The organism is Oerskovia turbata (assembly GCF_000718325.1).
Lineage (GTDB): Bacteria > Actinomycetota > Actinomycetes > Actinomycetales > Cellulomonadaceae > Oerskovia > Oerskovia turbata.
The window spans coordinates 38,223-59,553 of sequence record NZ_JOFV01000021.1 but is presented as its reverse complement, the minus strand read 5'-3'; the positions used below and the strand labels follow the sequence as shown (position 1 = coordinate 59,553).

Annotated in this window: 26 protein-coding genes; 15 read left to right on the top strand and 11 right to left on the bottom strand. The window is 72.3% G+C overall.

What is annotated here, in order from left to right; genetic code table 11:
• The 7 genes from IE95_RS21160 to IE95_RS0117415 all read left to right on the top strand — a co-directional run.
• A partial coding sequence (locus IE95_RS21160) for an integrase core domain-containing protein (RefSeq protein ID WP_157283444.1) occupies window positions 1-137 on the top strand: 137 nt, incomplete at its 5' end.
• Between the two features lie 44 nt (window positions 138-181).
• The gene (locus IE95_RS0117440) at window positions 182-943 is read left to right on the top strand and encodes an STAS domain-containing protein (RefSeq protein ID WP_164984162.1); all 762 of its coding nucleotides are present in this window, start codon (window positions 182-184) and stop codon (window positions 941-943) included.
• Window positions 940-1,344, top strand: a complete 405-nt coding sequence (locus IE95_RS0117435) for an STAS domain-containing protein (RefSeq protein WP_051703261.1) — start codon at window positions 940-942, stop codon at window positions 1,342-1,344. Before IE95_RS0117440 ends, IE95_RS0117435 begins: the two co-directional genes overlap by 4 nt.
• On the top strand, window positions 1,341-1,754 hold the full coding sequence (locus IE95_RS0117430) for an ATP-binding protein (protein ID WP_030153285.1): 414 nt from the start codon (window positions 1,341-1,343) through the stop codon (window positions 1,752-1,754). The genes IE95_RS0117435 and IE95_RS0117430 overlap by 4 nt, the downstream gene beginning before the upstream one ends.
• A complete protein-coding gene (locus IE95_RS0117425) occupies window positions 1,751-2,785 on the top strand; it encodes an ATP-binding SpoIIE family protein phosphatase (protein ID WP_030153283.1) in 1,035 nt (344 codons plus the stop codon). The genes IE95_RS0117430 and IE95_RS0117425 overlap by 4 nt, the downstream gene beginning before the upstream one ends.
• 2 nt (window positions 2,786-2,787) lie before the next feature.
• Window positions 2,788-4,512, top strand: coding sequence for an ATP-binding protein (locus IE95_RS0117420; protein ID WP_030153281.1), 1,725 nt, complete (start codon window positions 2,788-2,790; stop codon window positions 4,510-4,512).
• Window positions 4,509-6,110 carry a fused response regulator/phosphatase gene (locus IE95_RS0117415; protein ID WP_030153279.1) on the top strand — a complete coding sequence of 534 codons (1,602 nt, stop codon included), beginning with the start codon at window positions 4,509-4,511 and terminating at the stop codon, window positions 6,108-6,110. Before IE95_RS0117420 ends, IE95_RS0117415 begins: the two co-directional genes overlap by 4 nt.
• A gap of 48 nt (window positions 6,111-6,158) precedes the next feature.
• Here IE95_RS0117415 and IE95_RS0117410 read toward each other — a convergent pair whose 3' ends face one another.
• The 6 genes from IE95_RS0117410 to IE95_RS0117385 are packed head-to-tail and all read right to left on the bottom strand — an operon-like array spanning window position 6,159 to window position 8,984.
• Window positions 6,159-6,746: a hypothetical protein gene (locus IE95_RS0117410; protein WP_030153277.1), complete on the bottom strand. Its 588-nt coding sequence runs from the start codon at window positions 6,744-6,746 to the stop codon at window positions 6,159-6,161.
• On the bottom strand, window positions 6,743-7,303 hold the full coding sequence (locus IE95_RS0117405) for a DUF6286 domain-containing protein (RefSeq protein ID WP_030153275.1): 561 nt from the start codon (window positions 7,301-7,303) through the stop codon (window positions 6,743-6,745). The genes IE95_RS0117410 and IE95_RS0117405 overlap by 4 nt, the downstream gene beginning before the upstream one ends.
• Window positions 7,300-7,749 carry an Asp23/Gls24 family envelope stress response protein gene (locus tag IE95_RS0117400; protein ID WP_030153273.1) on the bottom strand — a complete coding sequence of 150 codons (450 nt, stop codon included), beginning with the start codon at window positions 7,747-7,749 and terminating at the stop codon, window positions 7,300-7,302. Before IE95_RS0117400 ends, IE95_RS0117405 begins: the two co-directional genes overlap by 4 nt.
• Window positions 7,742-7,921, bottom strand: coding sequence for a hypothetical protein (locus IE95_RS0117395; RefSeq protein ID WP_030153270.1), 180 nt, complete (start codon window positions 7,919-7,921; stop codon window positions 7,742-7,744). The genes IE95_RS0117400 and IE95_RS0117395 overlap by 8 nt, the downstream gene beginning before the upstream one ends.
• A 23-nt stretch (window positions 7,922-7,944) precedes the next feature.
• On the bottom strand, window positions 7,945-8,427 hold the full coding sequence (locus IE95_RS0117390) for an Asp23/Gls24 family envelope stress response protein (protein WP_240666419.1): 483 nt from the start codon (window positions 8,425-8,427) through the stop codon (window positions 7,945-7,947).
• Window positions 8,424-8,984 (bottom strand): Asp23/Gls24 family envelope stress response protein, encoded by a 561-nt coding sequence (locus IE95_RS0117385; protein ID WP_084690392.1) that lies wholly within the window; start codon window positions 8,982-8,984, stop codon window positions 8,424-8,426. Before IE95_RS0117385 ends, IE95_RS0117390 begins: the two co-directional genes overlap by 4 nt.
• A gap of 166 nt (window positions 8,985-9,150) precedes the next feature.
• Here IE95_RS0117385 and IE95_RS0117380 point away from each other — a divergent pair, with 166 nt between their 5' ends.
• The 6 genes from IE95_RS0117380 to IE95_RS0117355 all read left to right on the top strand — a co-directional run bounded on the left by IE95_RS0117380 (window position 9,151) and on the right by IE95_RS0117355 (window position 14,448).
• Window positions 9,151-9,717, top strand: a complete 567-nt coding sequence (locus IE95_RS0117380; protein WP_206053356.1) for an RNA polymerase sigma factor — start codon at window positions 9,151-9,153, stop codon at window positions 9,715-9,717.
• A complete protein-coding gene (locus IE95_RS0117375; protein ID WP_030153260.1) occupies window positions 9,708-10,184 on the top strand; it encodes a hypothetical protein in 477 nt (158 codons plus the stop codon). Before IE95_RS0117380 ends, IE95_RS0117375 begins: the two co-directional genes overlap by 10 nt.
• A 152-nt stretch (window positions 10,185-10,336) precedes the next feature.
• On the top strand, window positions 10,337-11,074 hold the full coding sequence (locus IE95_RS19240; RefSeq protein WP_084690391.1) for a PAS and ANTAR domain-containing protein: 738 nt from the start codon (window positions 10,337-10,339) through the stop codon (window positions 11,072-11,074).
• A 109-nt stretch (window positions 11,075-11,183) separates the two neighbouring features.
• Window positions 11,184-12,269, top strand: a complete 1,086-nt coding sequence (locus tag IE95_RS0117365; RefSeq protein WP_240666418.1) for an acyl-CoA dehydrogenase — start codon at window positions 11,184-11,186, stop codon at window positions 12,267-12,269.
• Window positions 12,270-12,334: 65 nt separating this feature from the next.
• A complete protein-coding gene (locus IE95_RS0117360) occupies window positions 12,335-13,729 on the top strand; it encodes a bifunctional PIG-L family deacetylase/class I SAM-dependent methyltransferase (RefSeq protein ID WP_240666417.1) in 1,395 nt (464 codons plus the stop codon).
• On the top strand, window positions 13,726-14,448 hold the full coding sequence (locus IE95_RS0117355) for a glycosyltransferase family 2 protein (protein ID WP_036572517.1): 723 nt from the start codon (window positions 13,726-13,728) through the stop codon (window positions 14,446-14,448). The genes IE95_RS0117360 and IE95_RS0117355 overlap by 4 nt, the downstream gene beginning before the upstream one ends.
• 51 nt (window positions 14,449-14,499) lie before the next feature.
• Here IE95_RS0117355 and IE95_RS0117350 read toward each other — a convergent pair whose 3' ends face one another.
• Window positions 14,500-15,459 (bottom strand): manganese catalase family protein, encoded by a 960-nt coding sequence (locus IE95_RS0117350; protein ID WP_030153248.1) that lies wholly within the window; start codon window positions 15,457-15,459, stop codon window positions 14,500-14,502.
• An 84-nt stretch (window positions 15,460-15,543) separates the two neighbouring features.
• Complete coding sequence (locus tag IE95_RS0117345; protein WP_051703257.1) at window positions 15,544-16,875, bottom strand: APC family permease; 1,332 nt, start codon at window positions 16,873-16,875, stop codon at window positions 15,544-15,546.
• Window positions 16,876-16,965: 90 nt separating this feature from the next.
• Here IE95_RS0117345 and IE95_RS0117340 point away from each other — a divergent pair, with 90 nt between their 5' ends.
• The gene (locus IE95_RS0117340) at window positions 16,966-17,574 is read left to right on the top strand and encodes a DUF2238 domain-containing protein (RefSeq protein ID WP_030153242.1); all 609 of its coding nucleotides are present in this window, start codon (window positions 16,966-16,968) and stop codon (window positions 17,572-17,574) included.
• Window positions 17,571-18,356 (top strand): glycosyltransferase family A protein, encoded by a 786-nt coding sequence (locus IE95_RS0117335; RefSeq protein WP_030153239.1) that lies wholly within the window; start codon window positions 17,571-17,573, stop codon window positions 18,354-18,356. Before IE95_RS0117340 ends, IE95_RS0117335 begins: the two co-directional genes overlap by 4 nt.
• A 9-nt stretch (window positions 18,357-18,365) precedes the next feature.
• Here the strand turns inward: IE95_RS0117335 and IE95_RS19235 are convergent, their stop codons facing one another.
• The 3 genes from IE95_RS19235 to IE95_RS0117320 all read right to left on the bottom strand — a co-directional run bounded on the left by IE95_RS19235 (window position 18,366) and on the right by IE95_RS0117320 (window position 21,286).
• A complete protein-coding gene (locus tag IE95_RS19235; protein WP_036572515.1) occupies window positions 18,366-18,887 on the bottom strand; it encodes a hypothetical protein in 522 nt (173 codons plus the stop codon).
• Window positions 18,884-20,119 carry a zinc-dependent alcohol dehydrogenase gene (locus IE95_RS0117325; RefSeq protein ID WP_030153235.1) on the bottom strand — a complete coding sequence of 412 codons (1,236 nt, stop codon included), beginning with the start codon at window positions 20,117-20,119 and terminating at the stop codon, window positions 18,884-18,886. The genes IE95_RS19235 and IE95_RS0117325 overlap by 4 nt, the downstream gene beginning before the upstream one ends.
• Before the next feature lie 75 nt (window positions 20,120-20,194).
• Window positions 20,195-21,286, bottom strand: a complete 1,092-nt coding sequence (locus IE95_RS0117320; RefSeq protein WP_030153233.1) for a YihY/virulence factor BrkB family protein — start codon at window positions 21,284-21,286, stop codon at window positions 20,195-20,197.
• Window positions 21,287-21,331 lie beyond the last annotated feature (45 nt).

The window sequence follows — 21,331 nt, the reverse complement described above, 5'->3', positions numbered from 1 at the left end:
GCTACGCCTCAGAAGCCGAACGACGAGCCGCCCTGGCAGCATGGATCCACGAGTACAACCACCACCGACCCCACACCGCCTGCGGGAACAAGCCACCAGCCACCCGATTGACCAACCTGTCAGGTCAGTACACCTAGCCCTCTCCCAGACACTTGCCACCCGCGCGGACGACATCCGCGCCGTGTGGCTCGAGGCTGCCGCACGCGAGCTCCACGGTCGCACCTCACGAGGTGAGCTCGAGCGCGAGCAGGCCGAGATCTTCGACGCCCTGGTCGACGGACTTCGGGCTGGTGGCACCGTCGTGACGGACGCGGCGTTCGACCAGCTCCGCGGCATCCTCGCCGACGTCTCGGCGGTGCGCGCCCGGCTCGGGTTCACGCCGCGCGAGACCGCGATCGGCCTGTTCGCCCTCAAGGACGGCCTGTACCCCCTGGCCTCCCCCGACACCGACATCGTGCCGCTGCTGCAGCTCGTCGACCAGCTCGGTCTCCTGACGTTCGAGGCCTTCGCCGCGGCCCGCGAGTCCATCATCACCGAGCAGGCCGAACAGCTTCTCGAGCTCTCGACGCCCGTGGTCAAGCTCTGGGAGGGCATCGTCGCGGTGCCGCTCGTGGGGACGCTCGACTCCGCCCGCGCCCAGGTGGTCATGGAGCGCCTCCTCAACACGCTCGTCGACACGGGGAGCGAGCACGCGATCATCGACATCACGGGTGTCCCCGCCGTCGACACCCAGGTCGCGCAGCACCTCCTCAAGACCGTGGTCGCGGCACGCCTCATGGGGGCCGAGTGCACGATCAGCGGGATCCGGCCCCAGATCGCGCAGACGATCGTGGCTCTCGGCATCGAGTTCGGCGACATCCGCACGCGTGCGACGCTCGCCGACGCCCTCGTCGACGCCCTCCGCTCAGGCCGCGGGGCACGTCAGAAGGGCCTGCCCGCGTGACCGACGGCGTTCCCGTCCTCAAGATCGGCTCCACGCTCCTCGTCTCGATCCAGGTGGACCTGCAGGACGACACCGCCCTGCAGCTCCAGGAGGATCTCGCGACGCGGATCACGGAGACCGGAGCGCGCGGGGTCATCATCGACATCTCCGGCCTGGAGATCGTCGACTCGTTCATCGGGCGCATGCTGGCCTCGGCCGCCAGCATCTCGCACGTGCTCGACGCGACGACCGTCGTGGTCGGGATGCGGCCTGCCGTCGCGATCACGATGGTCGAGCTGGGACTCTCCCTCGGCAACGTCCGCACCGCGCTCGACGTCGAACGTGCCCTCGCGCTCCTGGGCACGGTCGAGGAGTCTGCGGAGGACATCCTCCTCGCGGCCGCTGAGCGCGAGGAGAGATGAGCACCCCGACGGCGACCGTCGAACGCGTGCCCATCCTCACCGACTCCGACGTCGTCAAGGTGCGTCAGCTCGTGCGGACCCTCGCCCAGCAGGCGCGCCTCTCGCTGGTGGACCAGACCAAGCTCGTCACGGCCGCGAGCGAGCTGGCACGCAACACGCTCGTGTACGGGGGCGGCGGCGACGCCGAGGTGCAGCTGGTCGCCGACGGCCCGCGGACAGGCGTGCGCGCCGTCTTCAAGGACGACGGACCCGGCATCCCTGACCTCGACCTGGCACTGACCGACGGCTGGACCAGCGGCGGCGGGCTCGGCCTGGGCCTGTCCGGGTCGCGCCGGCTCGTCCAGCACTTCGCGATCGACACCGCGGCCGGGGCCGGTACGCGCGTCGAGATCGCGACCTGGTCGCGATGACGGCATCGAGCGGAGTCGACGAGCGCCGCAGCATCGTCGAGAACGGCACGTGGTACACCGTGGACCATCCGTCGGCGGTCGGTCGCGTGCGCCGTGCGGCGAGCATCGTCGCCCGGGACCTGGGGTTCGACGAGGACCGTGCGGCGAAGGTCGGGATCGTCGTCTCAGAGCTGGCCACCAACCAGGTCAAGCACGCCGGGTCCGGGAGGGTGCTCGTGCGTGTCTGCCGGACCGGGGACGCCGCCGAGCTCGAGATGCTCGCGGTCGACTCCGGCCCCGGCATGCGAGACATCACCGCGGCCATGCAGGACGGAGTCTCCACCCGCGGAACCCTCGGTATCGGGCTCGGCACCGTCCCTCGCCTCGCCTCCTCCTGGGACGCGTGGACCTCGCCCGGACAGGGCACGGTCATCGCCGCGACCTTCGCCGGGCGGGGCACGGTGGCAGGGGCGCGTCGCCCGACCGGCGTGACCCGACCCATGACCGGCCAGGAGGCGTGCGGAGACGCGTTCGCGGTCCGGCACGACGCCGGCGTCGCGACCCTCATGGTGGCGGACGGTCTGGGACACGGGCCCCTCGCCGCAGCGGCCTCCGGTGCTGCGGTACGGACGTTCCTCGACGCTCCCCCGGGATCACCCGTCGCACTTCTCGAGCGGGTGCACCGCGCCCTGTCAGGAACGCGCGGGGCCGCTGTCTCGATCGCCCAGGTGAGCGGTGGTGTGCTGCACTACGCGGGCCTCGGCAACATCTCCGGGACCGTCCACGGCGACCGCGCTCGTGGCCTGGTGTCCCACCCCGGCATCGCCGGTGTGCCGACGCGCCAGCTGCGCGAGACGACGTACCCGGTCGAGCGGGGCGACGTCGTCGTGATGCACAGCGACGGACTCACCAACCGCTGGTCGCTCGCGGACTATCCGGGCCTCGCCGCCCGATCCCCCTTCGTCGTCGCCGGCGTCCTGCTGCGTGACCACGCGGTGCGCCCCGACGACTCGTGCGTGGCGGTGCTGCCCGTCACGTGGTCGGAGACCTGACCATGCCCATCCTCGCCACACAGCTCCGCTCCGACGCCGACGTGATCGCCCTGCGCCGCGCCGGCCGTGAGATCTGCCGCCAGCTCGGGCTGGACGTCCAGGACCAGGTCCGCGTCGCGACCGCGTTGTCGGAGATGGGCAGAGCGGCGGTCGCCACCGGGACCGCCGACGTGGTCATCGCCGTCGTGCCGGGCACCCCCCAGGCGACCCTCCGCGCCGAGATTACCCCCGACGTCGCGTTCGTGCTCGACGGGGACTCGAGCGACGGGGGTGTCCCGGCGGCGCGACGGCTCGTCCGGGACCTCGAGATCGAACCGACTGGCACGCGGGTCGTCCTCACCAAGCTGCTGAGCGTCACGGCCCGGGTCGACGAGGCCTCGCTCGCCCGCGTCCGACGGTCCACCGCCGCGGCCCACGTCGCCGACGCGCTGGACGAGCTGCGCGTGCAGAACACGGAGCTCGTACGCACCCTCGACGAGCTGACGCAGCAGAAGGAGTACCTCCGGCGCTTCAACGAGGAGCTCGAGGAGACGAACCGTGGGGTGCTCGCGATGTACGACCAGCTCTCGTCCGAGCTCGAGGAGACGAACACGGGGGTCGTCGCCCTCTACGCCGAGCTCGACGAGCGCGGTCGCGAGCTCGCGGCTGCGAACGAGGCGAAGACCCGCTTCCTGCGCAACGTGAGCCACGAGCTGCGCTCCCCGGTGAACTCGATCCTCGGGTTGACGTCGCTGCTCGCCGACTCCCACCTCGACGCGGACCAGGCCCAGCAGGCGACCTACCTGCGCGAGAGCGCCACGACGATGCTCCAGCTCGTCGACGAGCTGCTCGACCTCGCACGGGCCGAGGCCGGCCACGAGGACGTGGAGCCGGCGCCCGTCGACGTCGCCCAGCTGCTCGACGAGCTGCGGGGGACGACCCTCCCGCTCCTTCGGCCCGGGGTGACGCTCAGAGCCTCCTCGCCGCCCGACCTCGCCCTGGTGACGGACCGGCGCCTCGCCGCGAGGGTGCTGCGCAACCTCCTGGCGAACGCCGCGAAGTTCACGGACGAGGGACACATCGAGTTCCGTGCGGAGAGGGACGGCGACCTGGTGCGGTTCGACGTCCGTGACACGGGCCTCGGGATTCCCGAGGAGCACGTCGAGTCGGTCTTCGAGGAGTTCGTCCAGGTGCCGAACCGTCTGCAGCCCTCGGTGCGCGGGACAGGCCTGGGGCTGCCGTACGCACGGCGGACCTCGGAGGCGCTCGGTGGGACTCTCGTCGCCTCGTCGCAGCCGGACGTCGGGAGCGTATTCACGCTCCGCCTGCCCTCCCTCCCGTCCGAGGTGTCGGTCAGGCCGGTGCGCACCGAGGCCGTCCCCCAGGGCGGCGACCTCGGGCACGTGCTCGTCGTGGACGACGACCGGGCGTTCGCGTCGGTCATCGTCGCGATGCTGCAGGGCCACGCCGCGCGCGTCAGCGTCGCGCACGACGCGTCGCACGCACTGGCCCTGCTGCACGACGGCGCGGCGGACCTCGCGCTCCTGGACGTCCGGCTCCCCGGCACGGACGGGCCGACGCTCCGATCGAGGATCCGCGAGGTGCACCCGGCGACCGGGACGGTGCTCATGTCGAGCGCGTCCCTGCCCGTGCGGGACGACCTCGGCGGCGTCCTCTTCCTCCCCAAGGCGGGAATCTCCCGTGACACCCTCGTCGCGACGTTGCGGCGGGCCAAGGAGGCCCGGTGACCTCGCCCCACACCGTGCTCGTCGTCGACGACACCGCCGCGCACCGGTACATCATGTCGAGCTGGCTCCGTCGTGCAGGCTTCGAGGTGATCGAGGCGGCGACCGGTGCCGAGGCGCTCGTCCGCACGAACCCGCACATCGACGCGATGGTTCTCGATGTCAACCTGCCGGACATCCACGGCGGTGAGGTCTGCAGGAGGCTCAAGGCCGAACCGTCGACCGCCCACATCCCCGTCCTGCACGTGTCCGCGACGGCCGTCGACGCCGCTTCCCGGACCGCCGGTCTCGAGGGTGGCGCGGACGCGTACCTGCCCGAGCCGCTCGACCGGGACGAGTTCATCGCGACCATCAGCGCCTTGTGCCGACGCCACGACGCCCAGCGAGGCGCAGGGCGCACGGCTCGCCGTCTCGAAGCGCTCACCAACGCGCTGGTGCCCTTGCACGAGGCCCGTTCGTACGAGGCCGTCGTGGACCACACCGCCCGCGGCGCCTGCGCCGTCCTCGGCCGGGCCGTGGTCGCGATGGTGGTCGCCGACGCCGGGCTCGTGCTGCGCTCGGTCTGCGTGACGGAAGGTTCCGCACTCGTCCGTGGCCGCGGGCCGTCGGCCGTCCTCGCCCCCGGCGACGTCAACTCGGCCGTGTTCGGCGCGGACGAGGTCCCGGCCCCGTGGCTTCCCCTGCTGAGGGAGGCCGGGATCGGCCCGTCGCAGTGGTGGACCATGTGGCTCGTCGACAGCAGCGGCGCCCTCGTCGGCGGCCTCGGGATCCAGGTCGTGGACGGCGACAAGAACCTCACGGACGAGGAGCAGGCGGCCGTCGGACGATTCGCCGAGGCTGCGACCGTCGCGCTCTCGAACCTGCGGACGTTCGCGGAGGAGCAGCGCATCGCGCTCGCCCTCCAGCGCGCCCTCCTGCCGTCGAGCCTGCAGGTGAGCGGCCTCGAGGTGGCCGCCAGGTACGAGGCCTCCGACGCACGCCTCGACGTGGGCGGGGACTTCTACGACGCGTTCGACCTCCCGGACGGTCGGGTCGCCGTCGTCATCGGTGATGTCCAGGGCCACTCGCTCCGCGCAGCGACGGTGATGGCAGAGGTGCGAGTCACGCTCCGCGCCTACCTTCGAGAAGGTCATGACGCCCGGCACGCGTTGAACCTCCTGAACGATGCGCTGCGCTGCGACCACACCGAGTACGCGACCGTGTGCGTCTGTGTGCTCGACCCCCGGACGGGCGCGGTGGAGATCACCGACGCCGGCCACCTGCCCGCTCTCGTCGTCCGTGCGGACGGCACGGTGCTCCGGGTGAAGGAAGGCTCACGCCTCCTCGGCCTGCCGAACCCGGAGGGTCGGCCCGTGCACCAGGACGTGCTGCAGCACGGGGATCTCCTCGTCCTCGTGACCGACGGGCTCGTAGAGCGTCGAGGGGCCTCCCTGCCCGACGCCCTCGACCGGCTGGCCCTGCTGGCCGCCGAGAGCGCCGGGGTCGACCCGGCGACGATGTGCGAACGACTCGTCTCTGGCTTCGACGACGCGGGCCGCGAGGACGACGTCGCGGTCGTCGCCGTCGGTCGTCGCGCGGTGCAGCACGGGCCGACCACCTAGTGGGACGCCGTGCGCCTCGTCGACCGGAGGCACGCCGCACACCCCTCGCTACTCGACGCGCGATCCGCGGTCGGAGCGACGACTCGTCCTCATCCTGACGGTCGTGCGGGAGCGGAGCCTCTCGTCAGGCAGGACCGTCGCCGCGTCAGCGACGAGGTCGTCGAGCCGGGTGGCCAGATCGGGCAGGTCGGTGGCGGGGTCGACCGTGACGAGGAGACTGAGGACGAGCTCAGACCCCTCGTCGCGCAGGGTCGCCGTAGATCGGCGGACCGAGGGGATCTGCTGGGCCGCGTGGGCGGTCGCGTCGGCGACCGCCCCCCGGTCGATGCGCAGACGCATGGCACGACTGGAGCCTGGCAGGTCTTGTTCGGGCACGGAACGGGCGGGAAGGTGCGCGAGCATCCACCACACCGCCACGATCGCGAGGAGCAGTGCGACGGCGCCGGTCGCGTAGGGCCACCAGGTCTGGGAGGCGGCAGTGGTCGCGCCGGACGTGTCGAGGGAGTCGGGGACGCCGTCGACGTACTCGGCCAAGGTGCCCGTGGTCCACAGCAACGCTGCGACGCCGACCACGACGAGCACGAGCCCGAACAGGGCGAGCAGCACGCGGTCGAGTCTGAGGACGGTGCGGTTCATGGTGTCCGCCCTTCGCCGGCGCGCACGCTCAGGCTCGGTGGTTGCTCGAGCGCCGAGAGCTGACGAGCGACCTCGTCACGGACCTCGGCGAGGATGTCCGCAGAGCCCGTCGTGCGGACGGTGACCCGCACGGCGCGCCGGGTCACGGACGTGCTGGTGTCGAGGACCCCCGGCACGTCGCGGGCCGTGGCGTTCACCCACCGGGCGACGTCGGCCGAGCGCAGGTGGACACCGCTGGTCGCCACGACTCGCAGGGTCGTGCGCGGACGGGGGCGGACGGCCTGCCAGAGCAACCAGATCCCGACCAGCGCGACGAGGACCCCGGCCACCCCGACCCACGTCTCGGGCTCGAGTCCGTCCAGGGCGTCCGTGAGAGCCGCGAACCAGCTCGTGCCCTGTCCCCGTGCCGCCACGTACGCGGCCTGCCCGGCGAGCACCGCGACGGCCAGGAGCACCACCGCCAGGACGAATGCCCACGAGGTCAGGACGAGGGCCGCCCGTGGCGACCTGGCCGGGGCGGGGACGGTCCGGACGGGGGGTGTCGTGGGTGCGCTCATCGGACTCGTCGCTCCTTGGTCGTTCCGGTGGCCTCGAGGACGTCCGAGGGGTCCACGATGCGTGCGACGGTCGCGCGGACCTCGTCCACGTGCACCCCCGCGAGGGTCCGGAGCTGTTCGGTCACGGCCTCGCAGACCTGACGGGCGACGCTCGCGGCCGGGGCGGGCCACACGAGCGCGATCTCGAGCAGGACACGGGCGCGGTCACCGGCACGGGAGCAGGCGATGTGCGGGTACGCCCGGCCCAGCGCTCGCCCGACAGTTCCCGTGGTAGCCGCGTCCGGAGCGACACCGGGAACGCCGAGCACGGCGGCGCGGGTGACCTTCTCGACCACCTTGTCCGCGACGCGCAGCGCTCCGCGGTCCCCGGCGTCGACCGTCTCGTCCGAGGAGGTCGTGGCCGCACCCTGCGAGGGCAACGGCTGGGCGAACGGCGTGTCAGACATGGCGTCGGCTGCGGAAGGCGGCACCGAGGTCGATGCGCCCCTCGATCTGGGCGCCGACGACCCATCCGACCCCGCCGAGGACCACGGCGAGGACGAACCCCCAGAACCCTCCGAGGATCGCGGCGAGGGCCAGCAGTATGCCGGTCAGCAGACCGATCGTGGACACAGACATGTGCTCTCCTTGGACGTGTCCGCTCAGAACGCGGACGGGGATGAGGACGGGGACGGGGACTCGACGTCCTCGACGAACACGCGGACGGGCCCGGTGGCCAGCGCACGTACGGTCTCGTGGACGTCACGAGCGACCGCAGGGATCGGACGGTCGGGCGCGACGACCAGGTGGACCTCGGTCTCCTCGGGACGGAGCCGGACCCCCGTGACGGCACGGCCAGGGAGGTAGGTCGCGACCTCGCCGAAGACCCCTGCGTGCAGCCGTGCGACCCCCGGGACGGCGAGCACGGCTGCGACGATCCTCTCGGCGATCTCCCCCTGGGCGACGTCGTCGGGCAGAGGCGGCAGGAACCGGTCGGCGGGAGGACGCAGAGGCTCGCCGAGCCCCGTCCCCGCGTGTGCGTGCTCGAACGACTCGGCGACGTCCAGCGGGGTGGGCGCGGCCGCCTCCCGGCCCTCGCTCGAGGACCCAGGTGTCGCGGCGTGAGGAGGTGGCGACGAGGTCATCGGACCCGCCCGCCACCGTCCTCGCCCTCACCGCTGCCGGAGGACTGCTCGCGCTGGGTGCGCCGGTCGGGGCCGGAGTCGGCGTCGTCACCGGGCAGGTGGACGTCGTTGACGTCGATGTTGACCTCGGTCACCTCGAGCCCGGTCATGCGCTCGATCGAGGTGATCACGCTCCGACGGACCGCCTGGGCGAGGTCCGCGATCGACACGCCGTAGTCCGCGACGAGGTCGAGGTCGACGGCGGCCTGACGCTCTCCCACCTCGACGTGGACGCCCGAGGTGGTGTCGCTGCCGCTGCCCGGGATGTACTCGCGGATGGCACCGAAGGCCCTGGCCGCTCCCCCGCCGACCGCGTAGACCCCCTGGACGTTGCGGGTCGCGATGCCCGCGATCTTGGCGACGACCTGATCGGCGATCGTCGTGCTGCCGTGCTCGGAGGCGAGAGCCGAAGGGCGGTCGACCATCTCGCGCGCCGTTCGTGCCGGCCCGGCGTCTCCGGGACGTGAGACCGTGCTGGGTGCTGATGCTCCCGTGGTGGGTGTGCTCTGCTCGCTCATCGTTCGCTCCTCGTGCTCGGGACGCCCTGCGCGCCGGCAGGACGATCTGCGACGTTCCCCAGTGAGTGCCGCTCCGCTGCCGGAACGTCACGCCGCATTGGTGTGACCTAGGTCACACTCACCCTCGCCGATGGCGGGGCTTCCGTCGGGCGCTATCGTCGGACAGGTGGAAGCCGTCGGTGATGGTGGCTACGCGGGGGCAGTCTCCGACCTGTCGCTCGCACGCAGGGCTGCCCTGCGTGACCGCACTGCCTTCACGGCTCTCGTCGACAGGCACGGCCCGGCGATGTACCGCTACGTCCTGCGCATGGTCCAGGACCCGGAGGTCGCCGCGGACTGCCTGCAGGACACCCTGGTGGCCGCTTGGACCGGCTTCCCCGCCTTCCGCGGCGAGTCCGCCCCGCGGACCTGGCTCTTCGGGATCGCGACCCGCCAGGCCTACCGCCACCGGAGCCGCGCGGCTCGCCTTCCCGGCCCGCTGCCCGACGACCTCGTCGAGTCCACTTCCCACGCACCGGACCAGGATGCCGTGGACACCGCGCTCGTCGAAGCCCTCGACATCGCCTTGCTCGGTCTGCCACCGTTGCAGAGGTCGTGCTGGCTGCTGCGCGAGGTCGAGGGGCTGCACTACGCCGAGATCGCCGACATCCTCGGCACGACCCACGATTCCGTGCGCGGGATGCTCCACCGGGCCCGCGCGACGCTGGCCGAGAGGATGAAGGGATGGCGATGAACGACGACGCAGTCCTCGACCGCGCCACCCAGGCGCTACGCCGCCACACCGACCAGGGGTGGACCCTCGTCCGCGAGAACGCCCTGCTGAAGGCCCTCTCGGCCTTCCGCCCCTCCGCTCCGGTCCGCGGACGGACGACCACGCCCACCGGTGTCGTCGAGTACTTCATCGCCTCGGACGTCCTCGTCACGACCCTCCGTGAGGCGGTCGTCGCGGTGCCGAGCGCGTCTCCCCTCACGATCACCTGCTCGACCGACGACCACGACCGGCTCGTGACCGTCACGATCGAGATCCTCGCAGCGTTCGACGAGCCGCTCCTCCCCCTGGCCTCCGCCGTCCGTCGGCTGGCCACCTCGCACCTTGCCACGGTCCTCGGCGACCTCGCTCCCGAGGCCGGCGCCGTCACCGTCGACGTCGCGATCACCGACGTCACCGACGTCGCCGACGTCGCCGACGAGCGTCTCTAGCCACGCACGGAGCAGGCCTCGTGCCGGAGGGCCCGGGCGTCGGCCCGGCGTTCGCGGTCCGCGAAGCGCCCGTGCCGGAGTCGCGGTCCGGCGCTAGCATCCGGTCAGGAGTCTGGAAGGAGGCCCTGAGCCTCCCTGCCCCTGGAGGTGAGATGACGACCTCGTACGACCTGGATCGCCCTCTTGACGCGGACCTCATGGAGGTCCTGCTCGCCGGGACGCCCCAACCCGTCGGTCAGTTCGTCCTGACCGTCCGCACGGGGACCTGGTGGTGGTCGGACGGCCTCTACGAGATGCACGGGTTCGCGCCCGGCGAGGTGGCACCGACCACCGCCCTGATGCTTGCCCACAAGCATCCCGACGATCGCGCCCGCGTCGAGGCGGTCCTCGCGAACGCGTGCTCGTCGGGCGAGCCGTTCGCGTGCGTGCACCGCATCATCGACGCGCACGGCCACACCCGGACCCTCGGGGTCGTCGGCCGGGCTCGCAAGGAGCCCGGGACGGACGAGGTCACACAGGTCTCCGGGTACTTCGTCGACCTCACGATCACGCAGCGCGAGCTGTCCCAGCGCGAGGCGACGGCGGCCATCAAGTCCTCCGCACAGAGCAGGGCCGTGATCGAGCAGGCCAAGGGCGCGGTCATGACGGTGTACGGCATGGCCGAGAACGAGGCCTTCGACCTCTTGCGCCACCACTCGAACGTCACCAACGAGTCGATCCGGCACCTCGCCCGCCGCCTCATGGAGACCCTCGCGGAAGGCTCCGGCATCGCCGCGCCCACTGCCGACGACCTCGACCTGTTCTTCGAGACGTCCCCGGCACCTCGGCAGGCGGCAGGCGAGCCGCCGGTGAGCACGAGCGGTCAGGGCATCCGTCCGGTCTGTTCTTGACGCGGTCCGTCGGGGTGATCGTCCTCACGTCGCGCGTGGTGCGGGCGGCGTGCGAGGGACCCGGAGCACGCCTAGTCTGCGGGAACCCCGCTAGACCACAGGAGCACTCGTGACCGATCCGAGCACCACCGTCCCCGAGCACCTCACCGTCGTCCTCGACCCCTCACGGCGGGACGACGAGCGCTCCCGGCGCCTGGCGACGACCGTCGCGCACGTACCGACGATGAGCGGTGACGTCGTGGCGGCCCTGGCCTGGGCCGCCGAGGTCGGCCGCTCGACGCCCGCCCCGGGCACCGGCCGGACGCTCGATCTGTGGGAGCTGCTCGCCTCGACCGCCGCGGCCGACGTCGGTGTCGCTCGCGTCCTCGAGCCGCACCTCGACGCGCTCGCGATCCTGGCGCAGGTCCCGGACGAGGTGAAGCTGCCATCGATCGCCGTCGACGAGACCAGCACCTGGGGCGTCTTCGCGGCGGAAGGTCCGGGCGCGCGCCTGGAGGCTCAGGAGAGCCGGGACGGCTGGCGGCTCACGGGGGTCAAGCCGTGGTGCTCGCTCGCCGCGACGCTCTCGCACGCGCTGGTGACCGCGTGGACCGGCGACGGTCGGCGGTTGTTCGCCGTCGACCTGCGCGCTCCCGGCGTCCGGCCCGACGACGGCCCGTGGGTCGCGCGCGGGTTCGCGGAGATCGTCAGTGCTCCCGTGCGTTTCGACGGCGCAGCGGCAGTCCCGGTCGGGGGTCCCGGGTGGTACCTCGACCGCCCAGGTTTCGCCTGGGGTGGCATCGGTGTCGCAGCCTGCTGGTGGGGCGGCGCCGTGGGCCTCGCGCGTGAGCTGTATGCGGCGACCGCGCGTCGCGAGCCCGACCAGATCATGCTCGCCCACCTGGGCGCGATCGACATCGCGCTGACCAGCGCACGGACGACGCTCGTCGAGGCAAGCCGGGACGTGGACGGCACCGCGGACGCCGAGGTCGCCCCCGGGGTGCTCGCCCGGCGGGCGCGCGGCGCAGTCGCGCGCGCGGTCGAGGAGACCGTGCAGCGGTGCTCGCACGCCCTGGGTCCAGGCCCGATGACGGCCGACGAGGCCTACGCGCGCCGTCTGGCCGACCTGCAGCTCTACGTGCGCCAGCACCACGCCGAGCGTGACGACGCCTCCTTGGGCCGTGACCTCGTGGCCCGCGGGGTCGCGCCGTGGTGACGTTCGACCATCGAGACCCGGGCACCACCGAGGACGCCTGGAGGGCCGCTGGTCTCCTCGACAGGTTGCCTCCCCTCGACCTTCCCGACGGCGCGCCCCACCTCGTCGTCCTCGCCGCCCACCCCGACGACGAGTCGCTGGGCGCGGGCGGCCTCTTGGCCCGGCTCACGTACCGGGGCACGCCGGTCACGGTCGTCGTCGCGACGGACGGCGAGGCGTCCCACCCGGATTCCCCCACGCTCTCCCCTGCTCGGCTCGCGGGCCTGCGGCGTCGCGAGCTCGTGGACGCGATCGACGTGGCCGCTCCCGGTGCAGCCGTGGTCTTCCTGGGGCTGCCGGACGGAGGGCTGCGGGAGCACCGTCCCACCTTGCACCGACGGCTGTCCGCGATCCTCGGCCCGGTGACGGAGGACGAGCGCGGACCCGGCGAGGGCGGCCCGGTGCTGTTGTGCGCACCGTGGCGCGGCGACGGCCACCGCGACCACCGCATCGCCGGCGAGGTCGCGGCCGCGGTCGCCGGCGAGCGGGGCGCACGGCTCCTGGAGTACCCGATCTGGTGGTGGCACTGGGGCAACCCGGACGACCGGACCGCCACCGAGGACATGCGGGCGCTCACGCTCACGCCGCAGGAGCGAACAGCCAAGAGGTTCGCGCTGGCCGCGCACCGGTCGCAGGTCGAGCCGCTGTCCCCGGACCCTCGGGACGCGGCGACCGTCGGACCGGAGATGCTGCGGCACGCCGACCGCGCCGTGGAGGTCTTCGTCGAGGCACCGTGCCCGTCGCCCGCCCCGGCCGCGCCGTCCTTGGCGACGGGGTCCGGATCGGCGGCGGGGCGCGGACCAGGGTCCGGATCGGCGACCTCCGAGAGCCTGCCCGCCGGCTTCTTCGACGCGTTCTACCGCGGCCGCCCCGACCCGTGGGGCTTCGAGACGCGCTGGTACGAGGAACGAAAGCGCGCCGTGACGCTCGCGTCGCTGCCGCGTGCACGCTTTCGGGCCGGCCTGGAGGTCGGCTGCTCGACCGGTGTCCTGACGGCGGATCTCGCCACCCGCTGCGACCGTCTCGTGGGGGTCGACGTCGCTGCGGCCGCGCTCGCAGCAGCCCGCGACCGCCTCGGTGACGAGGTCGAGCTCCTGCGTCTCCAGACGCCTGCCGAGTGGCCCGAAGGGCTCTTCGACCTCGTGGTGCTCTCCGAGGTCGGGTACTACTACGGTGCGAGCGACCTGGAGACCGCGATCTCCCGTGCGGTCGGGTCCCTCACCGCGGACGGCGTCCTGGTCGCGTGTCACTGGCGGCACCCGGTGCCCGAGTACCCGTTGCGGGGCGACGACGTCCATGCAGCCCTCGCTGCGCGCGCCGAGATCGTGCGCCTCGTGCATCACCTCGAGGAGGACTTCGTCCTGGAGGTCTTCGTCCGACCGCCGGGACGCTCGGTCGCCGCCGAGGCGGGGCTGGCATGAGCGCACCGGACCGCGTGACGCGACTGGCCGTCGTCGTGCCGGTGAACGACGAGGAGGAGCTCCTCCCCCGCTGCCTGGCCGCGCTCGACGCGGCCGTCGCGCGGATGCGGGACGAGCGACCGGCCGTGCGGGTCGAGGTCGTGCTCGTCCTCGACGACTGCACCGACGGGTCGGTCTCGCTTGCACGCTCGTCTCCGTTCACCGTGATCGAGACGGGATACCGGCGGGTCGGGGCAGCACGCGCCGCCGGGGTCGAGGCCGCGACGGAGAAGATCGGCAGGGGCCGCCCGGCACGGCTGTGGATCGCGAGCACCGACGCGGACTCGGCGGTGCCCCCGCACTGGCTCACGCACCAGGTCGGGGTCGCGGAGGCAGGGGCCGACCTCGTGATCGGCACCGTGCGTCCCGACTTCGACGACCTCTCCCCCGCGCAGCAGGCCGCCTGGGTGGCGACGCATCCCGTCGGACATGCGAACGGCCACGTGCACGGGGCGAACCTGGGGATCCGCGGCGACCTCTACCTCGCCGCAGGCGGCTTCCCGAGGGTCGCCGAGCACGAGGACGTCGACCTCGTGGCCCGCGCCCGGGGCGCGGGAGCGCGCGTCGTGGCCTCCGACGAGGGCCGGGTCCTCACCTCGGGTCGCACGACGGGCCGCACTCCCGGCGGGTACGCGCGGCACCTGCGCGAGAACCTCGTCCGGCCGGTGAGGGCAGGCTGAGACCCTCCACACGCACCGGAGGGTCTCGTCACCGCGGGTCGGTGCCTGTGCCTAGGCGTTGCGCGTCGGCGCGAACAGCGGGTCCGCGGCGTCGGCCATCTCGAGGTCCGCGGTCGCTTGGATGAGGGCGAGCAGGTCAGGGTCGAGGCCCGGGGAGAACTCCTCGTAGCGCTCCCGGGCGATGGTCGACGGGACGCCGGCGGGAGCCTGTTCGGTCGCGTCGAGCTCGGTCCCGTCGTTCGAGGGCGACGTGCCTTGGAAGATGCGACCAGCCTCCGAGGCCCCCTCGAGGTCGAACGTGTACTGCTTGGACTGCAGCCCCAGGTCGACGAGCTTCTTGACCTCGGGGAACTTCTCCGCGTTCGTCGTGGGGATCGGCAGGACCTTGCCCCAGTCCACGCCGAGGGTCTCCAGGGCCTTGGCGTACGCGTTCTCGTGCGCCTGGTCGCGCACGATCAGGTAGGAGATCGTCGAGCGCGCCGTCTTGTTGTCCGTCATCTCGTAGATCCGACACTTCTGCAGGCGCCCGGTCGACTCGAGCATCAGGTTGTACAGGAGGTCCAGCACCAGGTTGCCCGAGTTGTAGACGTAGCTCCCGCTCCAAGGGTTGCCCGCGGCGTCCACGGGCAGTGCCCCCTGGGCCGCGACCAGGTAGTGGTGGATGTTCCCCACCCCGAGCGCCAGGTCCAGCGGCGTCCTGCCTCCCGCACCCGGGGTGTCGAGGGGGTCGGTCTTCTTCCCGTTGTACCGGGGCGAACCGTCGAGCAGGCGGGCGATGGTCGTGCCGATCAGCTCGACGTGGCTGATCTCCTCGGTCCCGATCCCCTGGAGCAGGTCCCGGTAGGGCTTTCCCGCGGGTCCACGGAAGTTGATGCTCTGGAAGAGGTACTGCATCATCGTGCGCATCTCCCCGAACTGACCTCCCAGTCCTTCCTGGAGCGCGTTCGCCGCTGCGGGGTCAGGCTCGTCGGCCACGATGTCGTTGATCAGTCGCTGCACGTGCAGGTACATCTCGTGCCTCCTCGGTGAAACCGATGTGGTCCTCCACCGTGCGCCCCTCCCTGCCCACTGGCATCTGGGGACCGCCGTCGATCATCAGTCCCCGCGGGGCGGCGTAGCCGTCCGCCGGCGGACGAGCCGCGTGACCAGGTAGAGCACGACACCCACCAGGACGAGAGCCCCCGCGCGGAGCCAGGTCTGCCCGGCCTGCTGCGTCAGGAGCAGGACGCAGCTCGCGGTCCCGAGCACGGGCACGATCGTCGCGACGCGGAAGTGGTCCTCCTTCACGGTGTCCCGGCGCAGGACCAGGACCGCGACGTTGGTGCTGATGAACACCACGAGGAGCAGGAGCACCACGGTCTCCGCGAGCGCACCCAGGTCTCCCGTGAAGACGAGCCCCATCGCGACGACGGTCGTCGCGACGATCGCGACCCACGGGGTCCGGCGGCCGGGGAGCACCCGGGCCAGACCTGCGGGCAGCAGTCCCTGTCGCGCCATGCCGTAGGTGAGGCGGCTCGCCATGATCATGGTGAGCAGGGCGCCGTTCGCGACCGCGACGAGAGCCACCACGGCGAAGACGCGCTCCGGTACGACGTCGGCGACCTTCACGACCTCGAGCAGCGGCCCGGTCGAGCCCGCGAGCTGCTCGGGGGGCGCCACCGCGACGGCGGCCACACCGACGGCGACGTACACGACGCCTGCGGTGATCAGTGCGCCGAAGAGCGCACGGGGGTAGACCCGCCGGACGTCCTTGACCTCCTCGGCCAGGTTGGCCGAGGTCTCGAAGCCGACGAACGAGTAGTACGCGATGAGCGAGGCAGAGAGGACCGCGAGCGCCGGGGTGGTGCCCTGGGTGAACTCGAGGGCCCGGCCCGGTGACGCGTCGCCCCGGGTGAGGACGACGGCCGCGAGCACCACGATCAGGAGCAGCCCGGAGAGCTCGATCGCGGTCATCGCGACGTTCGCACGCAAGGACTCCTGGATGCCACGCGCGTTGAGCGCCGCGACGAGGAGCAGGAACACGAGCGCGACCGGCACGACAGGGAGGTCCACGAACGAGCCGAAGTAGTCGCCGGCGAAGGCGAGGGACAGACCCGCCGCGCTCGTGACGCCCGCGGCGAGCATGCAGAACCCCACGAGGAACGACACGATCGGTACCTTGAAGGCGCGTTCGGCGAACACCGCGGCGCCCCCGGCGGCCGGGTACTTCGTGACGAGCTCGGCGTACGAGCCCGCGGTCAGCAGGGACAGTCCGAGCGCGACGAGCAGGGGCAGCCAGACGGCGCCGCCCACCTTCCCGGCCATCTCGCCGACCAGGGCGTAGACCCCCGCACCGAGCACGTCACCCAGGATGAAGACGTAGAGCAGGCGGCCCCCGACCGAGCGGTTCAGGGGCGTGGACGGGGACGCAGTGGTCGTGGCAGACATCTGGGCAGGCTCGCACGGGCGTGCGCGACTCGCGACCTCCCGTGCCCCGGCCGCTGAGCGGGACTCCGCGGGGGTCGCTACGTTTGCTCGATGACCACCGGCGAGATCGAGAGACGCTCCGCGGTGTCCACCACTGTGGGAGACGTCGTGCGCGTCCTCGCAGGGATCGCGATCCCGGTGGGCTCCCTTCTCTACGGGCTCGTGGCCACCGCCCTGCTCTCCCTCGTCCTGCTGGGCGCGGTGATCCCCCGGGCCGTCGGTCTCAAGGGGCCGCTCGATCCGCTCGTCGGCCTCGTCCTGAGCGCCGCCGCCTGGATCGCGCTCCTCGACCTCTACGCCCAGCTCTCCTGGCTCGACCTCGCCGTGCACCTGGTAGCGACCGCCGTACTCACGGTCCTGGCGTACGCGGTCCTCGTCTTCCTAGGGGCACTCCCCTCGCCCGGCCCCCTGCTCGACGGCCTGGGCGGCAGACCCACCCGCGCGGTCATGGACGGCCTCTCGCGCCCTCGGCTCGGCGCCGTCGTCACGGCAGCGGCGCTCGGGGTCCTGCTCGCCCTGCTGTGGGAGGTCGGCGAGTGGGCGGGCACCAGGTTCGTGGACCCTGCGATCAACGTGGGCTACCTCGACACGCTGGGCGACCTCGTGGCAGGTGGGATCGGGGCACTCGCCGCCGGTGTCCTCCTGGTGCGCGGGTCATGAGCCCCACGTCCCGGGCCGACGCGTTGCCGTTGACCGTCGTCATTCCCGTCAAGGACGACGCACGGCACCTGGAACGTTGCCTCGAGGCCATCGCCCGGCAGAGCCGGCCACCCCGCGAGGTGGTGGTGGTCGACAACGCCTCGACCGACGACAGCGCCGACGTGGCACGGCGGGCAGGCGCACGAGTGGTCGTCGAGCCCTCGCCCGGCATCCCGGCAGCCGCCTCGACGGGCTACGACGCCGTGGCGTCCGGCGTCATCGTGCGCTGCGACGCGGACACGATGCCCCCGCCGGACTGGCTGGAGCGCGTGCACGAGGCCTTCGCGGCGGACCCTGGTCTGACGGCACTCACCGGCTCCGGGCGGTTCTACGACCTGCCTGTCGTCCGCGCTCGCCTCGCGCGGCTCTTCTACATGCGCTGCTACTACTGGGGGATGCATGCCGCGTCGGGCAACGTGCCCCTGTGGGGGTCCAACATGGCGATCCGTGTCGTCGCGTGGCGCGAGGTCAGGCACCTCGTGCACCGGGACGACCCGCACGTCCACGACGACACCGACCTGAGCCTCCAGCTCGGGAGCGACGCTCGTGTGCGCTACGACGGTCGGCTGGTCGTCGGGGTCTCGGGGCGCACGTTCGCGTCCCGGCAGGCTCTGGCCCGACGGTTCCGCTGGGCCTGGCACACCCTCGCCGTGAACTGGGCGGTCAGCCCGCCGTGGGAGCGATGGGCGGCGCGGATCACCGAGCGGCGGCGCGCCAGGCGCGACCGGTCGTCCCCCTCGTGAGCCGGGCGCCTACCCGCCCCCGTCGGACGACCGACGCCGGAACACCCTGGCTTGCAGGATCTCGAGCAGGTCGGAGAGCACCCGGACCTGCTCGTCCGCCTGGGCGACCAGGCCGTCGAGGTCCACGACCTGCTCAGGGGTGAGCCCCAGGTCCCTGCTCTGGGCCAGGAGGGTCTGCCACCCGCTCTTCTTCCCGGTGACCGCACCCCGGAGCAGCTCGACCTCGAGCAGTGCGCTCAGCGGCGACGTCCTGCTCACGTACCCGTTGGGCTTGAGGCGCCCGATCCGTTCGGCGACGGCCGCACCGACGACCTTGTACGTCCGGACGGGAAGGTCGAGCCGGTGCACGCACCGGATCAGCCATGCTCGCTCGTCCTCGAGCTGGCTGACGAGCGGGGCGATCGCCGTACCCACCACGGTGCCGTCGTACACCTTCGCCATGCGCCGGACCCGCTGCACCCCCACGGTCGCCCCGGACACGTGGTCGTTGAGATAGATCGCGAGCAGGCGGGTGTCGACCGGCGTGGTCATCGCGAGCCCGCGTCGTCCGGAGCGTCCGGGGCGGACGGCGTCCGCACCGTGGGGTCCAGGACGACCTTGATGCACCCGTCCTCCTTCTTCTGGAAGAGGTCGTAGCCGCGAGGTGCGTCCTCGAGCGACAACCGATGGGTCCGCAGGTCGAGGACGCCCAGCGGGTCGGCGGGGTCGGAGACGAGAGGCAGCAGGTCGTCGATCCACCGGCGGACGTTCGCCTGCCCCATGCGGAGCGTGACCTGCCGGTCGAAGAGGTCCATCATCGGCAGGGGGTCCTTGGCGCCGCCGTAGACACCGGCGATCGACAGGGTGCCTCCGCGGCGGACGAGCGAGATCGCGGTGAGGAGCGCGGCCAGGCGGTCGACGCCCACCTTCTCGTTGATCGCGCCGGCGACGGTGTCGGGCAGGACTCCCGCCGCCTTCTGGAACAAGGACGCCCCCGGAGACCCGTGGGCCTCCATCCCGACGGCGTCGATCACCCCGTCGGCGCCTCGCCCCTGGGTCAGGTCCCGGACCGCGCCCACGACGTCGTCGACCACCGACAGGTCGACGACCTCGATGCCGTGCCGCCTGGCCATCTCCAGGCGCTCGGGCACGAGGTCGAGCCCGACGACCTGCCCGGCCCCGCGGTGCCGCGCGACCCGCGCGGCCATCTGACCGATCGGTCCGAGCCCGACCACGGCGACCGTCCCGCCGGGCGGCACCGCCGCGTACTCGACAGCCTGCCACGCGGTCGGCAGCACGTCCGACAGGTAGAGGTACCGCTCGTCCGGGCCGTCGGCGGGCACCACGACGGGGCCGTAGTGCGCCTGCGGTACCCGGAGATACTCCGCCTGCCCGCCCGGGACCTGGCCGTACAGCTTGGTGTACCCGAAGAGCGCGGCGCCCTTGTCCTGCGAGCGGACCTGCGTCGTCTCGCACTGCGACTGCAGTCCGTGGGTGCACATCCAGCACGTCCCGCACGCGATGCCGAAGGGGACGACGACGCGGTCGCCGACCTTGAGCCGGGTCGCGTTCGCGCCGACCTCCTCGACGACGCCCATGGTCTCGTGACCGAGCACGTCGCCCGGGTCCAGGTACATGCCCAGCACCGAGTACAGGTGCAGGTCGGAGCCGCAGATCGCGGTCGACGTGACCCGGACGACCGCGTCCGTGGGCTCCTCGATCCGCGGGTCGGGGACCTCCTCGACCGAGACCTTCTCCCGCCCCTGCCATGTCAGTGCTCGCATGTGCGTCGTCCTCTCGTGCGTCGTCCTGTCGGATGGTCGTGCCACGTCCCGGCCGGGAGGTCCCGGCTGCGGCGTTCAGTCCCGCACCGTCGGGGAGCCGGCGGTCTCGTCCTTCGTCTCCTGCTGCGCGGCCCGGCGGATCTCGGCGCCTCGCTCGACGTCCTCCTGGAGCTTCTGCGCCCGCTTCTCGCTCGCGCGCGTGTCGCGGGGCGGGAGCTGGAGGGACTGCTCGGCGGCCATCCCGCCCTCCAGCTCGCGAGCCCGTTCGAGCTCCGCGTCGAGCTCCGCGCCGAACAGCAGGGCGAGGTTGGTGATCCAGAGCCACAGCAGGAAGACGATCACTCCTCCCAGCGCGCCGTAGGTCGAGTCGTACGAGGCGAAGGTCGCGACGTAGAAGCCGAAACCGACCGACGCGAGGACCCAGACGAGGATCGCGACGATCGCGCCCACGCTCAGCCACCGGAACCGGGGCTGACGGACGTTGGGCGTCGTGTGGTAAAGCACGGCCACGATGAGGATCACCAGCAGCAGCACCACGGGCCACTTGACGACGTTCCACGTCGTCACGGCCGTCGCGCCCAGCCCGACGGCGTCCCCGATCGCCCGGGCGACCGGTCCGGACACCACCAGAGCGACCACGACGAGCGCGGCCATGAGCACCACGGCGGCGGTCACCACGAGCATCACGGGCCGGAGCTTCCAGACGGGACGCCCCTCCTCGACCTCGTAGATGCGGTTCATCGACCGCCCGAACGCGCCCACGTACCCGGACGCGGACCAGAGCGCGACGACGACACCGACGACCAGCGCGAGCCCCGCCCGGTCGCTGCCGCCGACGACCTGCTCGACCAGCGGTTCGAGCGTCGCCATCGCGTCGGCGGGGACGACCGACGACGCGACGTCCAGCACCTGGTCGACGATCTTCTGGCTGTCCCCGACCAGGCCGATCAGCGAGACGACGGCCAGGAGCGCGGGCGCCGAGGCGAGCACGGCGTAGTACGTCAGGGCCGCCGCGAGGTCGAGACACTGGTCGCGCGAGAACTGACGCACGGTCGTCCGGGCGACGTGCTTCCACGAACGCCCTGGTAGGTCAGTGGGCGAGTCCGGCTTGCGCGGGTCGTCGGGGGCAGGTTCGGCGCCGGGGCGGGGCGTGTCGGTGGTGTCCATGTCGTTCCTCCTCGTGGGCACGTCCAGGTCGGCCACGGCGGCAAC